The sequence below is a fragment of the Pedobacter steynii genome, assembly GCF_900103665.1.
Taxonomy (GTDB): domain Bacteria; phylum Bacteroidota; class Bacteroidia; order Sphingobacteriales; family Sphingobacteriaceae; genus Pedobacter; species Pedobacter steynii.
Map to the genome: position 1 here is coordinate 76,787 of NZ_FNGY01000003.1, position 15,355 is coordinate 92,141.

At 42.5% G+C, this 15,355-nt stretch carries 12 protein-coding genes; 4 read left to right on the forward strand and 8 right to left on the reverse strand.

What is annotated here, in order from left to right:
* Positions 1 to 247: 247 nt before the first annotated feature.
* From BLQ87_RS08575 to BLQ87_RS08585, 3 genes are read right to left on the reverse strand one after another with little or no spacing between them, the layout of a single operon-like run.
* Positions 248 to 1,843 (reverse strand): MFS transporter, encoded by a 1,596-nt coding sequence (locus BLQ87_RS08575; protein WP_074605759.1) that lies wholly within the window; start codon positions 1,841 to 1,843, stop codon positions 248 to 250.
* Complete coding sequence (locus BLQ87_RS08580; RefSeq protein ID WP_074605760.1) at positions 1,836 to 2,897, reverse strand: HlyD family secretion protein; 1,062 nt, start codon at positions 2,895 to 2,897, stop codon at positions 1,836 to 1,838. Before BLQ87_RS08580 ends, BLQ87_RS08575 begins: the two co-directional genes overlap by 8 nt.
* A gap of 2 nt (positions 2,898 to 2,899) precedes the next feature.
* Complete coding sequence (locus BLQ87_RS08585) at positions 2,900 to 4,240, reverse strand: TolC family protein (protein ID WP_074605761.1); 1,341 nt, start codon at positions 4,238 to 4,240, stop codon at positions 2,900 to 2,902.
* 85 nt (positions 4,241 to 4,325) lie between these two features.
* Between BLQ87_RS08585 and BLQ87_RS08590 the strand changes: the two genes are divergently transcribed.
* Positions 4,326 to 5,141: an AraC family transcriptional regulator gene (locus BLQ87_RS08590; protein ID WP_074605762.1), complete on the forward strand. Its 816-nt coding sequence runs from the start codon at positions 4,326 to 4,328 to the stop codon at positions 5,139 to 5,141.
* On the opposite strand, the gene BLQ87_RS08595 is transcribed toward BLQ87_RS08590, so the two are convergent.
* On the reverse strand, positions 5,138 to 5,611 hold the full coding sequence (locus BLQ87_RS08595) for a GNAT family N-acetyltransferase (protein ID WP_083361770.1): 474 nt from the start codon (positions 5,609 to 5,611) through the stop codon (positions 5,138 to 5,140). The two genes, BLQ87_RS08590 and BLQ87_RS08595, sit on opposite strands and share 4 nt — an antisense overlap.
* Before the next feature lie 213 nt (positions 5,612 to 5,824).
* Here BLQ87_RS08595 and BLQ87_RS08600 point away from each other — a divergent pair, with 213 nt between their 5' ends.
* Complete coding sequence (locus BLQ87_RS08600) at positions 5,825 to 7,828, forward strand: DUF3857 domain-containing protein (RefSeq protein WP_074605763.1); 2,004 nt, start codon at positions 5,825 to 5,827, stop codon at positions 7,826 to 7,828.
* Entirely contained in the window at positions 7,828 to 9,726 is a 1,899-nt protein-coding gene (locus BLQ87_RS08605) for a DUF3857 domain-containing protein (RefSeq protein WP_074605764.1), read from the forward strand. The genes BLQ87_RS08600 and BLQ87_RS08605 overlap by 1 nt, the downstream gene beginning before the upstream one ends.
* Positions 9,727 to 9,741: 15 nt before the next feature.
* Here the strand turns inward: BLQ87_RS08605 and BLQ87_RS08610 are convergent, their stop codons facing one another.
* A complete protein-coding gene (locus tag BLQ87_RS08610; protein ID WP_074605765.1) occupies positions 9,742 to 11,016 on the reverse strand; it encodes a M16 family metallopeptidase in 1,275 nt (424 codons plus the stop codon).
* Positions 11,009 to 12,253, reverse strand: a complete 1,245-nt coding sequence (locus BLQ87_RS08615; RefSeq protein ID WP_074605766.1) for a M16 family metallopeptidase — start codon at positions 12,251 to 12,253, stop codon at positions 11,009 to 11,011. The genes BLQ87_RS08610 and BLQ87_RS08615 overlap by 8 nt, the downstream gene beginning before the upstream one ends.
* 99 nt (positions 12,254 to 12,352) lie before the next feature.
* Here BLQ87_RS08615 and BLQ87_RS08620 point away from each other — a divergent pair, with 99 nt between their 5' ends.
* The gene (locus tag BLQ87_RS08620) at positions 12,353 to 13,477 is read left to right on the forward strand and encodes a CofH family radical SAM protein (protein ID WP_074605767.1); all 1,125 of its coding nucleotides are present in this window, start codon (positions 12,353 to 12,355) and stop codon (positions 13,475 to 13,477) included.
* A 56-nt stretch (positions 13,478 to 13,533) separates the two neighbouring features.
* Here BLQ87_RS08620 and BLQ87_RS08625 read toward each other — a convergent pair whose 3' ends face one another.
* Both BLQ87_RS08625 and BLQ87_RS08630 read right to left on the reverse strand, forming a co-directional pair.
* On the reverse strand, positions 13,534 to 14,379 hold the full coding sequence (locus BLQ87_RS08625) for a ferritin-like domain-containing protein (RefSeq protein ID WP_074605768.1): 846 nt from the start codon (positions 14,377 to 14,379) through the stop codon (positions 13,534 to 13,536).
* 11 nt (positions 14,380 to 14,390) lie between these two features.
* Positions 14,391 to 15,110, reverse strand: coding sequence for a ferritin-like domain-containing protein (locus tag BLQ87_RS08630; RefSeq protein ID WP_074605769.1), 720 nt, complete (start codon positions 15,108 to 15,110; stop codon positions 14,391 to 14,393).
* Between the last annotated feature and the right edge of the window lie 245 nt (positions 15,111 to 15,355).

Sequence of the window (15,355 nt, forward strand, 5' to 3'; positions counted from 1 at the left end):
ATAACGTATTTTTAAGTACCGGATACTGGATCATTCTATAGAGGAAACAAAATCGGAACTGCTTCGGATAAAGCCCGGATAGAACAGGGATCAAACAGGGATAGAACACGGATAGAACAGGGACAAATTCCGTGTTTGATCCCTGTTCTATCCGGGCTTGATTCTGCTTTCATTCTACCTTATTCCGAACGAGCCCGTAACCAGGAAAATCATTGTTATTACCCTCTGTAAAATCAACTCATTTCTCTTAAAATCCAGCGGGTGCAGGATGTTTTCCTTTTACATTAATTATCGTCCTGCTAATGACTGGTTGCAAGGCAATCAATACGATGGTAATCAGGCATAGTATGGCAATCATTTCGTAGTAATCAATACAAAACTGAAGGAAGGCCTGCTTCTGAACGGCTTTGTTTAGTAAGCCAGTGGCCACTTTAGCCGCCTGATCTTTCAACATGCCATGACCTGATAAGGTCGACTGGTAAATCTGCAACCGCTCTGCCAGGCCGAAATCAAGGAAAGACAGTCCTTTCCCCATATCCTTACTATGACCTCCTTTAAAATACAGCTGGCAATAATTGATCAGTGACACACTCAGGCTGAACGCAGAGAATCGAACAAAAACCCCTACTGAAGCTGCAGATTGCCCCATTTGTACCGGCACAGCAGAAACAATGAACATCACAATCGGCGACATCACCATTCCTGCTCCCAGGCCCTGAAGAAACAAAGGGATAATAAATGTTTCCGCATCAGCTTCCGTAGCGAAGAGAAAACACATCATTCCAAAAAACACCATTAATAAAACGAAACCCGCAATCCATAAAATCCGCAGCATCTTTTGCAGGATTAAAAACCGGATGGCAATAAAAGAGCCGGTGATGATTCCCAGAATATTATAAATCATCAGTTCATTTGCATGTAGTGAATCCATCCCTAAAACCGTGATAAAATAAGTAGTGGTTAATCCGAACGCTCCCCGGATCAGGTAAAGGATCACCAGAAAAACAATCCCGATACTAAAATTCCGGTATTTAAATACCGCCAGATCTACTGTAGGACGTTTTAATGATCGCTGTCTCAGAACGGAGGTCAGAAACAACAATAAAATGGCGACAATGCTGTACACCATCCCTGAATCTTCCAGCCAGTCTTTTTGCTGCCCATAGATCAATACATAGGCGATGAGTACAAGCATCACCACAAACAATAAAAAACTGGCCCAGTCTAATTGATATAAAGGTTTTTTCCGGAAAATGTGAACCCTGTTTAAGATCATGAATAGCAAGGCCGCACTGGGAAGAAAGCAAAAAATGATCGCCTTATACAAAACACTATATTCAAAATTTTCCACCAAAGGTGCCGCAAATAACGCCGTTACGGGAGATACACACAGGATCATCGCATAAAATATCGTATAGCCTACTTCTCTGGCATGTTCTGATTTTAGCCGTCCGAACAGTAGATTTAAGCAGATGCTCGTAATTCCGCAGTTCACCAATCCCTGTAAAAACCGGAAAGTAAAGACCAGCCAGATCTCCCGGGTATGGTAACAGCAATAGGCAATTAAAATCTCCAGTACAATACAGATCAGTAAATACTCTTTGGTCACGATCCGTTCAAAGAACCTCCGTTCTACCCCCGCAAAACTGGCAACAGCTGCGTAAAACAAGAGCAAAGAAAACTGCACATCTGCCGGTTCCATCCCATAATATCCCGCAGCAGCACTTCCATCAGCTGTAGATAAGGCAAACAGCAACACAGACGACAGCAGCAGCAGCATGATGCTCAGCCGGATCAGCCATTCCGGCACCCAGGATTTAAAAATGGGTACCGCCTTAATCATTGTTCTTTTTGATATGTACGGTAACGCTCATTCCGGCATTCAGATTCGATAAGGACTCCATGGCTCCTTCGAGGCGGATTCTTACCGGGATTCTTTGTGCAATTTTCACGAAATTCCCCGTCGCATTATCCGGAGGTAAAAGAGAAAACCTGGACCCTGTAGCCGCTGATAAGGATTCTATTTTTCCTGAAAATTCTCTCCCCGGAAAAGCATCTACTTCGATGGCGACCGGCTCTCCGACATACATCTTCCCAATCTGTGTTTCTTTAAAATTGGCGATCACCCATTTCCCTGCATCGCGATCTACGATATAAGCAATCGTTTGACCGCTTTGCACCAATTGACCCGGCTGAATCGTTCTTCTTCCCATCTTTCCGTTATAAGGCGCTACAATTACCGTATAAGAGGTATTGAGGTCGTTCCTTTTTACCACCGCCGCTCTCCGCTGAATTTCAGAAAGCAACACTTCAGTCTGTGCCCTGATGTCGTTTGTTTTGGAAAGGGCAGCAGCATAATCTTCCTGAGCGGCATTGTACTCCGCCTGCGCAACTTCCAGCATACTTTGCATACTTTCCAGTTGCTGGCGGGTAGCAGATTCGGCATCGAACAGCTTTTTATAGCGGTCGTATTCTGCCTGCTGTTTCCATAGTTTTGCTTTCGCCGCAGCGATTTTTGCTTTGCTCGCTCCTGCGCTTGTTCCGGCAGTCTGAATGTTACTCTGCAATACAGAAACCTGGGCTTTGGCATTGGACAATGAAGCCTGGGCCTCGTCCTGCTGCACGGTATAGTCACTATCATCGATCACCAGGAGGGTATCTCCTTTTTTCACTTCCTGATTCTCTACATATCGTACCGATTTGATATAACCATTTACCCTTGACGTTACCGGATTGATATATTCTTCCACCTGGGCATCATTGGTATCCTCATATTTTAAATAAGTAAATACCGTTCTTGTTCCCCAAAACAGCAATACGACCACTACAATGGCCGCAATCACGGTCGTGACACCTGAAATTATTCTATCTGTTTTATTTTGTTGTTTAGTGCTCATTTTTATAGGGTGCCTACTGCTTTTTGTAATTGATAATATTGAATTCTGGCGTTTACTTTTGCGGTCGTCAGTTCAAACCTCGATTGTAACAACTGCGTTTCTGCGTCCAGCAGATCGGTTAATAAAGCCAACTGGTTGAAATACGTGTTTTGTACAATGCGGTAACTTTCTGAAGCCTGTGTAATGTTTTCTGAGGCCACTTCTATTCTTTTCAGCGATTCTGTATACCGGATATAATATTCCTGAACTTCCTGGCGCAGGTTTTCCTTTACTTCTTCATCCTCCACTTCCTGCCTGTGCAACTGGATTTCCGCCACTTTCACTTTGTGTTTATTCGTATAAAAGGAAGAAACAGGTATTTTTAACTTAATCCCGGCCATTCCATTGCTATACAGTGAAAGGGCATAAGGATAGAATTGGATTTGAGGATAAGCATACATATACTCCCCGAACAAGCCAATTGAAGGAAGCACATTGGATTTTATTTGCTTCAGCTTTAGTGCACTCAGCTCCTGTTCTTTTTCCGAAATCCGAACTTTAAAGGAACCTGACTCGGCTTCAGACAGGTAATCTGACAATCCTTTTAACATTACAGGATCGGCTTCCGTGTCAGAAACGACCGGGTTCAACCGCACATCATCTGCCCTGCCGGTTAAAAGGTTCAGCTTTTGCGAGGCGATTACAATGCTGTTCTCAATTTCGGTCAGCATCATTCTCTGTCTCGACAAGCGCAGTTCGGCGCGCAGGACATCACTTTTTAACACCGTACCATTTTTATACAATTCGTTGATTTCATGGAGCTGCTTTTCCCGGTCTTTAATGTCTTGTTGCAGCAACAGCTGATAAGATTTATTGCGGTATACATCGTAAAAATAAACCGCTGCGATATAATGGATTTCCTGCTTAGTCAGGTTCTTTCTGGCGGTCGCCAGCTCATTCTCCCTCCTCGATACAGCAATCTCCCTATTGGTTTTTCCGCCGTTATAAATGTTCAGATAAGCATCTGCAGAAACCTTGTAATATTTAGGCTCTACCGGATACTGTGAGGGCGTATGAAACAAGCCTTTTTCGTAAATCGGCATTTGAAAAATATACGCCAGTACGCCATTGGCAGCAATTTCAGGTAGTCTTTCTGATCTGGCCACCTGAATACCGGCTTCTGCAGCCAATACCTCCAGCTGCTTCATCTGAAGCTTCCTGCTATTGCTGTCGGTTAATTGCCAGACCTCTTTGATGGTCAATGGGATTTCAGGACTAAAAGGGTGTTGTGCATGGACGAAAAGAGAGGATAAAAGAACGGACATGCACATCCCAAACTTTCTTTTATACGGACTAAAATTCATATAGATTAATTAATGGCACAAATTTCGGATAAGAATTGTTTCTTTATTTTATCTAAACCGACATATATTTGTTCAAACCAGCCACATGAATACCTTAAGCAACGAATCCTTACTCTCTGCAATTGATGCGCATCAGGAAAGCACTTATGTATGGCATAGTAAATTTGAAGACCGTTTCCGGCACCATAAACACATCAAGGGGCAGTTAACCTATGTGGAAGGGGGAGTGATTTTTCTTTATGCGAACGACAAATCCTATTTTATTCCGGCACGTCATTACCTTTGGATTCCTGCCGGTGTGGAGCATCATTTGCAACACCGTTACCGCGCAGCCATTGTCCGCAATATTTATTTTGATACGGCCCCCGAAGAGGATAATCCTTTTTTTGACCATATCGGAATTTACCCGGTGAATGGGCTGTTACTGGAAATGCTTAAATTTTCTGAGCATTGGAATGGCGACATTTTTCCAGGAACACATGAGTATGGCTTTTTAAACACGATACAAAATATACTCCCTACCATCAGCAAGCATCCTTTACCTATTGTCGTACCCACTACAGATAATGAAAGACTGAGGCCGGTGCTCTTGTATATTCATCAGCATCTGGCGGACGACCTGACGCTGGAGGTCATCGCTGCTGCAACAGGTTTTAGTGAACGTACCTTATCGAGGGTATTCCAGGCTTCCCTGGACATTTCTTTTTTTCAATATTTGAAACTCGTCAGGATCACTAAAGCCATGGAGAAACTCCTGGAAAGCGACCTCACCATTAGCGAAATCGCTTATGAGGTTGGTTACGATAGCATCTCCTCCTTTAGCAATACTTTCTTCCAGATGACCGGACGAAGGCCTTCCACCTTCAAAGAATTAAAAATAGCGAGCTTAGATACGGATTAGTTACCGGCTTCTTCTTCAGGTTCGGTGTGTTGTCTGAGTTGTTTTGGTCCCTGAGGCCAGATATAACAGGTGGACTGTTTTTTCCATCCCAGACTCTTGTAAAAATCTCCTTTTCCAGGAGCAGCAGTTAAGTTTACGAAATGATAATTATCACCCAGCTGTTCATTCAGGGTTTTGACCAGATATTTACCCAACCCATTTCCCTGGAAGTCGGGATCAACAATAATATCTGCCAATACTGCATAATACCTTCCGTCGTCTACCGTCCTTCCAAAAGCAATCAGCTGATCTTCCTTATAAATGAATAGTGTCCAGCTGCTTCTTCTGAATGCGGCTTCTATTTCTGCTTCTTCCCTTTTCCTCCAGTCTACCTTAGAAAACAGCTCACATACGTAAGTCCAGTCCACAGTGGATAAATCAGGGTTGATTTTATAAGTAAGGTCATTCGCATGTATTTTGTTCGGAGACATATTTATCTTAAAGATTTTAATTGGGCACAAATATCAATAAATAATTCTTTTCTATTTAACCCTTTGGATGATTGTGGAAAAATGTAGGTATTAATCAAAAGTTATATTCCGGTTGCCACAACAGATCGAATTGTTACAGTGTAGAAAAACAAAAAAATAGAATTTTTCTTCTGAGGAAAAACAGCTATAATTGCCTAAAATAATTAACCACTCATGAATAAGATAAAGCTGCTGTTATCCGGCATTTTCTTCCTGGCTTCGCTCTGCTCCTACGCTCAGAATAAACCTGTTACCCCAAAAAACTTCAAATATGGAAAGATCGATCCTACAGAATTCGACACCAAAGTAACGGGTATAGATTCTGCCGCCGCAGCCGTGGCATTGTTCGACGTGGGTAAAGGCTGGTTTGAATTAAGTCCTAAAACCAATGATTTTGTCTATGTATTTGAACGGCATACCCGTTATAAGATCATCAATAAAAATGGCTATGACCTCGCGAATTTAGAGATCCAGTTTTACAAAAAAAATAGCTATGAAACCTCACTCGACTATATGGAGGCAGCTACCTATAACATGGAAAATGGTAAAATGGTGGTGAGCAAGATCAATAAAGACGCTAAGTTTTCTGAAAAACAGGACAAGAACTTCACCATGAAGAAATTCACCCTTCCCAATGTAAAGGAAGGTGCTATCATAGAATATAAATACCGGACGCGTTCTGACTTTACCTTCACACTCAGTCCCTGGTATTTTCAGAAAGAGATTCCCGTTTTATACTCCAGCCTTCAGATCAGAATTCCTGAATATTACACTTACAAAACAACAGCCGGAGGTTTTGTTCATTTAAATCCGAGTCATGAGCCGCAAAATCAAACCTTTATGCTGAAAGGAGATCAACTCTCTACAGTGGTTAACCAGAGCACCTATATTGCTGAAAATGTTCCGGCCCTAAAAACAGAACGTTTCATTACCACCCTGAGGGATTATGTGAGCAAGATTGAGTTTGAATTGAGTGCCACGCGTTTTCCGGGTGCGATGTATCAGGAGCATACCTCCAGCTGGCCAAAGATCGTGAAGATGTTAAAAGAAAATGAAAAGTTTGGCACCTTCACTGATAAGAGAAGTTACCATAAAAACCTGGTTCAACAACTGATCAAAGGGGAAAAGAATCAGGACAGCATCGTCAAAATCCTCTTTAACTATGTAAAAAATAATGTAAAATGGGATGATGACAACAGCAAGTATGCGACGGTTTCAAATCCAAAAGCGGTTTTTGAGAAGAAATCAGGGAATTCCGCAGACATCAACCTGAGTTTATATAGCTTATTGAATGAAACAGACCTTAAAGCATTTCCCGTATTGCTCAGTACCAGATCCAATGGGATGCATCCCGGATTCCCAATGCTGACGCAGTTTGACAATGTGATCGTAGCTGTGCAGACCGGCGAAAAGTACCTCCTTCTGGATGCGACAGACAAGAACCATACCCCAGGATTAATTTCTTACGAAAACCTTAATCACGAAGGATTCAAGGTAGATATGGCATCGGAAAACGGGGAATGGATTTCTCTTGAAGAAGATAAAATCAGCCGGAAAAACATCACCTATAGTCTGGTGCTCGATGCCGAAAATAAATTATCAGGCAAGCTATTTCTTTCCTTCACGAACTATGAAGGATTGGAGCACCGCGATAGCTATCATGCCGCGGCAAATGAAGAAGAATACCTGAAGAAATATAAAGGAGACAAACCCGGACTAAGCGTTAAGAACTACCAGGTCACAAATTTAAATCTCGTGGAAGAGCCTTTAGCAGAAGTGATGGATGTGCTGATCGAGGATAACGTGGAAGAAGCCGGTAATTTAGTATACCTCAGCCCCTTGTTGTATGACCGGACTAAAGAAAACCCATTCAAACTGGAAGAGCGTAAATTCCCTGTAGATTTTGGCTATCCTACGGAGGAGAATTACCGCATTACCATTGATTTTCCTACAGGATATCAACTGGACAAGACGCCAAAAAATGAAAAAATTGTATTACCGGATGAGAGTGCCTCTTTTACTTTTATGACGGCAACAGAGGCAAACAAACTCTTACTATCCAGCAAAATCACCCTTAAAAAAGCGTTTTATACGCCGGAAGAATATCAGGACTTAAAAGAACTGTTTAAAAACATTGTGAGAAAGCAGGCGGAACAAATCGTATTTAAAAAGATTTAATGAAACAGAAATTAATGTTGACGGCCATGCTGAGCTTTGCCGGGATCTGTAGCTATGCACAGGGAGAATATGATGTCAGCAAAATTCCTGCTGCGCTAACGGAAAATGCCGCCCTTGTGGTCAGAAATGAAGAAATGGTCTATGAGGTTAAGGGCTTGGGAACTGCCAGACAAGATTATAAAACAGCGGTCACCATTTTAAATAAAAAGGGAGAAGGTGCCTCTAACATGTATGAGCATTATGATAAATTCTCCAATGTTTACAATTTAAAAGCAACGCTTTACGATGCAAAAGGAGCCAAAATAAAGGAATATCGTTCTTCTGATTTCAAAGACGGGAGTGCTGTATCAGGAGGCACACTATATTCGGATAGCAGAATAAAGTACATGGAATTTTTATATGCTTCTTTCCCTTATACGATTGAATACAGCTATAGCGTCGATTACAGCGGCATTCTAAACTACCCTTCCTGGAATCCGGCATCCTCTTGGGCAATGGCAGTAGAGAAATCGTCCTATACTTTTAAGATCCCGAAATCATTTAGCTTTAAACGGCTGAACAGCGTTGGATTGAAAACGGATTCTACGGCGGTAAAAGACCTGATGCAGTATCAATGGTCCTGCACTGCTGTCCCTGCATTGGTCCATGAACCCATGAGTACGGGATTAAAGACGGTAACGCCATGGGTCAGCCTGGCTCCCAATCAGTTTGAATATGACAGTTCCAAAGCAAACATTGAAAACTGGCAAAATCTGGGCATCTGGTTATACCAGTTGAGCAGTGGATCCCAGGTTTTACCGGAATCAGCAAAATCAAAAGTGCAGGCGCTCATCAAAGATGCCAAATCACCAAAAGAAAAAATCAAACGGCTTTACCGCTATTTACAGGAAAACACGAGGTATGTGGGCGTTCAGCTTGGTATCGGTGGGTTTACCCCTATCGTTGCCGAGAAAGTATCTACAGTGAACTATGGAGATTGTAAAGGTCTTTCCAATTACATGAAAGCGATGCTTCAGGAAGCTGGAATTAAATCAAACCTGGTTGTGATCGGGAATGGCATGCCTTCTCTTAACCGCAAATATGCCAGTATGAATCAGGCCAATCACATGATTCTTTGTGTCCCTTTAGAAAAAGATACGACCTGGCTGGAATGTACGAGTTCTTATGATCCAACGGGTTTTATCGGAAATAACAATTCCGGCAGAACGGTTTTATTGGTGACAGAAGATGGTGGTAAACTCGTGGAAACCCCGCTTTTGAATGCTTCCGCCAATTATATGAAACGAAGTACAAAAGTTAACCTAAATGAAGAAGGCAGTGCAGACATCCAGATTGACACCAAATATGCAAACGCACAATATGAAGACAACATTGGATTAATGCTGATAGAGCCTGTAACGCAGCGTAAAAACATCATGAATTCCCTGGGCATCCCGAATATGGAGATCAGCTCGCTGAAGTATACCCAGCCGGATAAAGATCAGCCTTTACTGAATGAAAGCATCAGCCTGAAAAGCAGTCAGCTGTTAACCGGAGGTGGTGGGAAAATGTTCATCACCATGAACCTGTTGAACAGACAGGAAAATACGCTGACACCAATTGAAAAGCGCAAGACTCCTTTCTCGCTTAATTATGGTTACCTGGATGAAGATGAGGTCATATACACCATCCCAAAGGGATTTAAAGTAGAATTTATCCCTAAGGATATTCTGATCGAGTCTGAATTTGGAAAATATACGGCAAAGGTTGTTGCCAAAGATAATACCCTTATCTACACGCGGACAAAGTCTATCATTAACAAACAATATCCTGCTGAAAAATACAATGATTATGTCGCTTTTCATAAAAAGCTGTATCAGGCGGACAAACAAAAAGGTATCCTGGCTAAAATAGAATAGCCAGGATATTTCCTTTTATTTCTTTCCAACCACGACTTTGGTAAAGTCGGCAGGATTTAAATATTGATTGGCCAGCTGTTTCAGTTCTTCAGCGGTAATCGTTTTTACGGTTTCGATATAGTTATCGTAATAGGTATAATCCAAACCTGAGAAATAAGCATTTTTAAACTTGTCGGCATGAGAGAAAGCATTCTCCAGACTACCCAGCATTGACCCAAGCATGTAATTGCGGACAAGGTTCAATTCTTCTTCAGTCACGGGTTCTGTTCTCAACAGTTCAATCTCTTTTTCAATCTCCGTCAATGCACTGCTGCAAACGTCTGCTCCTACTTCTGTAGCAATAAAGAAATAACCGGCGTCTTTTAAGGAAACCACTGCAGAACCAATACCATAAGTATAACCTTTATCCTCACGGATATTTGCCATCAGTCTGGATCCGAAATAACCACCCAGCAAACAATTCATCACCTGGAATCCCGGAAAATCTTTATGTTTTCTGGTAATAGCGAGCGCACCCATCCGGATGGCCGACTGGATCGCATCAGGACGCTCAATCAGCACTTCTCCTTTTCTTCCTCCGCTAAACTCAAATTTGTTGACCACCGATTTTTCGTGGTTGTCCCATTCTTTTCCAAGAAAGTTATTCAGCAGGTCAAATTCTTTTTCTTCGAACTTCCCGGCCACGATAATCGTACAGTTTTCGGGTTTATAGGCCGCTTTAAAATAGCTCAATAAATCTGCCTGCTGTACGGCATCGTAATCAGCAGCTTCAATATTAGAACCGTAGGTAGAATCTCCGAAAATGGCATGCGCAAAATGTTTCCTCGCAAGGAAATCATTCTTCTGCAAGCTCACCTGTAAAGATTGTTTTTGATTCTGGATAAAAATGTCCAGTTCCTGTTGAGGAAAAATACTCTCATTAAGGATCGACCTGAGGATCGGCAATACCGCCGCCAGGTGTTTATTTAAAGTATAGACTTTGACACTTGATTGATCGGCACCATATTCCGTTTGCAGGAAAGCACCGTAATAATCTACTTTTTCTGCAATATCTCTGGCAGTTAGCTTTGCTGTTCCATTATTGATCAAATGGCTTGCGGCTACCGCCTGAAGGGGTTTTGACTGGTCCCAGTTTACATTTTCAAATATAAACTCAATGCGTACCAGTTCCTGTTTACCTGCATTGATCGTAAATACAGGAATCCCATTATCCAGTTGTTGCGTTAATGGTTCAATAAAATTTATTTCATCTACCTGTTTCGATTCAGGCGCTAACGTACGATTAAGCATCTTGAGCAGTTAAATAGTATAAAATTGAAGATTGTTCTTTTACGAAGGTACGTTGTGCAACTTCTAAAATACGTGTTGAAGTGACGTCATGGTATTTATGAATCTCCGTGTTCAGCAGGTTCGCATCTCCTAATAATTCATAATAAGCCAGATTCATGGCTTTATCTAAAAGGCTCATTTCGGCAAATACAATGATGGATTCGGATTTGTTTTTCACCTTGGTCAGTTCATCTACCGTTACTTCTTCCGCTGCGATGGCATTCAGTTCTTTCCAGATCGCAGCTTCGGCGGCTTCCATGGTTACCCCTTCTACCAGTTTCCCTTCTACGATGAACAATCCCTGATCAATACTCCCCGTCAGGTAAGCATTGATCTCGCTGAATAATTGTTGTTCTTTCAGGAGGCTATTGTACAGTCTGGACGATTGTCCCTGTGAAAGGATATCCGACAGCAGGTCGTAAACCTGGTAGTCTTTATCCACCCTGTCGGGCATCTGGAAAGCCATATAGATGGCATTCAGCGGAACCTCTGCGGTTACTGTTTCCTGGCGTGCTTCCTTTTGCTGAGGTTCAGTTGGCAGGTTTCTGAGGTAACGTTCTCCTGCCGGGATTGGTTCGAACCATTTCTCGGCAAGTGCTTTCACCTCTGCGGTCTTTACATTACCCCCAACTACCATAATGGCATTTTGAGGATTGTAATGCTTTTGAAAAAATGCTTTTACATCATCCATTTTGGCATCTTCAATCTGCTTCAGGTCCTGTCCGATGGTGGCCCAGCGGTAAGGGTGCTCCTTATAAGCAAGAGGTCTCAGTTTCAACCATACATCGCCATAAGGCTGATTCAGGTAACGCTGTTTAAACTCTTCACACACCACATTGCGCTGTGTTTCCAGGCTTTTCTCAGAAAAGGCAAGGCTCAGCATGCGGTCGCTCTCCAGCCAGAAAGCAGTTTCCAGATTGGTGGCAGGAAGGGTGATATAATAATTGGTGATGTCATTGCTTGTAAAAGCATTGTTCTCTCCACCGACCCTTTGCAGGGGTTCATCATAACTTGGAATATTTACAGAGCCCCCAAACATGAGGTGCTCAAATAAATGGGCAAAGCCGGTTTTATCTTGTTCTTCGTCTCTTGCACCAACGTCGTATAGAATGTTTAACACCGCCATAGGCGTTGTATCATCCTCGTGTACCAGGACACGCAATCCATTGGCCAATGTAAAACGGTTAAAATCTACCATATCTATTAAAATAATTGTTTCAAATATAGGAATAAAGCAAAAGGGAAATGTGATAATAATGTGAAATAAAAAGAAAGGAACTTATGGTATATTTGCAGTATGAATACTGCCGAATTATTGCATAGGGCCTTACATTTCGACTTTCTTACCCAGGAAGAAGGCGTTTTTTTGTATCACCATGCATCAACTGCCGAACTGGCCTATGTAGCCAATGAACTGAGGAAAAAACAAGTACCCAGCGGGAAAGTAACCTGGCAGATAGACCGAAATGTAAACACTACAAACGTATGTATTGCCAATTGTAAATTCTGTAATTTCTTCAGAAGACCTGGCCACGACGAGAGTTACATTACAGATATCGAGACTTATAAAGTTAAAATTGAAGAGACTTTCAGATTAGGCGGCGATCAGTTGCTGCTTCAGGGCGGACATCATCCTGACCTTGGCTTAAAATTTTATGCCGATCTGTTTAAACAACTTAAAGAATTATATCCTGATCTTAAACTACATGCTTTAGGTCCGCCGGAAATTGCACACGTGGCAAAACTGGAAGGCATTTCTCATACGGAAGTACTGCGTGCATTGAAAGCAGCCGGAATGGATTCCCTGCCTGGTGCAGGTGCTGAAATCCTGAACGACCGTGTCAGAAGGTTGATTTCCAAAGGGAAATGTGGCGGAAAAGAGTGGCTGGACGTGATGCGCGCTGCACATCAGCTGGACATTACCACTTCGGCGACCATGATGTTCGGACATGTAGAAACTATTGAAGAACGTTTTGAACACCTGGTATGGATCAGGGAGGTTCAAAGTGAGAAGCCGGCAGATGCCAAAGGTTTCCTTGCTTTTATTCCATGGCCTTTCCAGGATGACGGTACTTTACTAAAAAGATTAAGGGGCATCAGCAATAATGTTTCCGGCGATGAGTACATCAGAATGCTGGCGCTGAGCAGGATCATGCTGCCTAACGTTAAAAATATTCAGGCCTCATGGCTTACTGTAGGTAAAAATGTAGCAGAATTGTGTTTACATGCCGGAGCAAATGATTTCGGGTCCATCATGATTGAAGAAAATGTTGTTTCTGCAGCTGGTGCACCACACCGCTTTACGGCGAAAGGAATTCAGGATGCGATCAGAGAAGCCGGTTTTGAACCTCAGCTTCGTGGTCAGCAATACAATTACCGCGATCTTCCGGAACACCTGGAAGAACAGGTGATCAATTACTAAAAAAAAGAGGGGAACTTACGTTCCCCTCTCACCTTAAACTTAAACAATCATCCCTCTTAAGAAACTCCAAATAATTTTACAATATCCAACACCTGTTGGGTAGTTAAGGGCTCATCAAATGATTCTGAGGCCGCCGCAGCATTCACTGCAGTTGCGTTAATTCCGATAATTGAAATGGTAGCCTGAGTAGTCGTTTCCTCTCCCGCATATACCGCCGCCGCATTTGGCACCCCGCTATCATTTCCTCCGGTAATCCAGGGTTTGATGGCAAAGCCATTTTGTGCACGCATGTAACGGATTTTAGCCGCATGACGGGCTTCCACAGAATGAATGTTCAATGCAGCCGTCAACACCCCTCCCTGTCCTACTAAAGCAGGAGCCTGTCCTTTATAAGCGCGAACACCGGTATCTTCCAAAGCTTGTGCTACTGCCAGGAAGACCCCATAATTGCCAACTGCAAAAGGGTTTGGGAAAGCACCACTTGCAGTCCAGTCGTAACTCGCTTTTGCGGCAACAGCATCTGAACCAATCACGCCTTTCAGGAAATTCACATGTGACGTTTCATGTCCGCTGATGATGCCAATCGCGGTTTTATCCAAAGTGCCCTGTGCTGATCCCGGAAAATCTGCACCACCCGTTGCTTTTAATGCCTGGGTATAAAATGCTGCTTCAAAATGTTCCAATGTTAGTGCAAACTGGAGTACCGCTTTTACGCCTGAGGGTAAAGTACTTTGTCCGTATGCTTTGGTAAACATCGAACCTAATGCCATAGGAATGGCTGCAAGGCTTACCTTTTTACCGATATTGAAAAACTCCTTCATAGCGGTTCTTCTCGGACTAAAGCGTTCATACACTTCTCCATCCACTTTTTCAATTTCTTCTAATATATCTACGATATTCATGTTTTCCAGGTTTAGGCGTTAAAATTGGTTACGTTGATTTTTGTTTTTACAAATCCACCTGCAATGGCCAGTACTTCCAAAGGGTTCCGGGATTTATCCAGGCCATTGACCATATCCACCACTTCCACATTAGAGAAGGAATTAGGAGAAATCAATTCTCTGATATAAGCCGCATGGCGGGCCTCCACGGAAACAATCTTACCGGCAAGGGTTAAATAAACGGTACTTTTCAATAAACTTCCTGCACCATTATAAGCGGAAACACCTAAATCTTCAAAAGCTTTTGCAGTTCCCAGTACACTGGTCCGGTCCGCAAAATTGATCTTTGAAAAATCAACCTCCAGGCTGCCTATCGCTGCTGCTCCCAATGCGTTTTTGAAAAATTCACGATGGGCAATCTCATGAAATTGAATGTCTTTGAAGTACGCCAGTTCTGCCGCACTGATATTGGCATAGGGAGTGGCAGCTACCTGAATATAAAAGGCAGCCTCCAGCTGCTCCAATGCATAGGCATAATTTAATACACCAAAATCATCTTTAAAATCCAGCGTTACGCCGGTTTTTCCCGGTTCCATTGGATTATTTCGGTCCTTTTTACAACCGGCAGCAATCAATGCAATACCTGCTGCTCCTGCACCTGCATATTGCAGGAAAGAACGACGCTGCAATGTGGAGTTAAAAATACTGCTTTCCTCCTGCAGCATTTCTTTTTCTTCTTGTAAGTTTTTCATAAGGCTATTTTTTTATGGCCATGAAGCGATCATGATGTTCGTTTCGTTAGTTCATCTGTAAGATCATGATCGTTTCATAGTTTTTGGTTTTGGGTTAAAGCTTATGAAGCTTACCTGCGCAGGTTTCAGGTTCATAAAATTTATTGGGTTTTATAAAGGCATCTACGAGAGAAAAAGAAGGACGGTTTTCAGACAGCGGAAGAAATATTCTTAGTTCCCTCAATTTTTTAATAAATTCACCCTAT

Excerpts from the sequence above, each read along its gene's own strand:
- BLQ87_RS08615 (WP_074605766.1), bottom strand. The coding sequence starts at position 12,253 with ATGGTAGATTTTAACCGTTTTACATTGGCCAATGGATTGCGTGTCCTG.
- BLQ87_RS08575 (WP_074605759.1), bottom strand. The coding sequence starts at position 1,843 with ATGATTAAGGCGGTACCCATTTTTAAATCCTGGGTGCCGGAATGGCTG.
- BLQ87_RS08580 (WP_074605760.1), bottom strand. The coding sequence starts at position 2,897 with ATGAGCACTAAACAACAAAATAAAACAGATAGAATAATTTCAGGTGTC.
- BLQ87_RS08595 (WP_083361770.1), bottom strand. The coding sequence starts at position 5,611 with ATGTCTCCGAACAAAATACATGCGAATGACCTTACTTATAAAATCAAC.
- BLQ87_RS08620 (WP_074605767.1), top strand. The coding sequence starts at position 12,353 with ATGAATACTGCCGAATTATTGCATAGGGCCTTACATTTCGACTTTCTT.
- BLQ87_RS08630 (WP_074605769.1), bottom strand. The coding sequence starts at position 15,110 with ATGAAAAACTTACAAGAAGAAAAAGAAATGCTGCAGGAGGAAAGCAGT.
- BLQ87_RS08625 (WP_074605768.1), bottom strand. The coding sequence starts at position 14,379 with ATGAATATCGTAGATATATTAGAAGAAATTGAAAAAGTGGATGGAGAA.
- BLQ87_RS08610 (WP_074605765.1), bottom strand. The coding sequence starts at position 11,016 with ATGCTTAATCGTACGTTAGCGCCTGAATCGAAACAGGTAGATGAAATA.
- BLQ87_RS08605 (WP_074605764.1), top strand. The coding sequence starts at position 7,828 with ATGAAACAGAAATTAATGTTGACGGCCATGCTGAGCTTTGCCGGGATC.
- BLQ87_RS08585 (WP_074605761.1), bottom strand. The coding sequence starts at position 4,240 with ATGAATTTTAGTCCGTATAAAAGAAAGTTTGGGATGTGCATGTCCGTT.
- BLQ87_RS08600 (WP_074605763.1), top strand. The coding sequence starts at position 5,825 with ATGAATAAGATAAAGCTGCTGTTATCCGGCATTTTCTTCCTGGCTTCG.
- BLQ87_RS08590 (WP_074605762.1), top strand. The coding sequence starts at position 4,326 with ATGAATACCTTAAGCAACGAATCCTTACTCTCTGCAATTGATGCGCAT.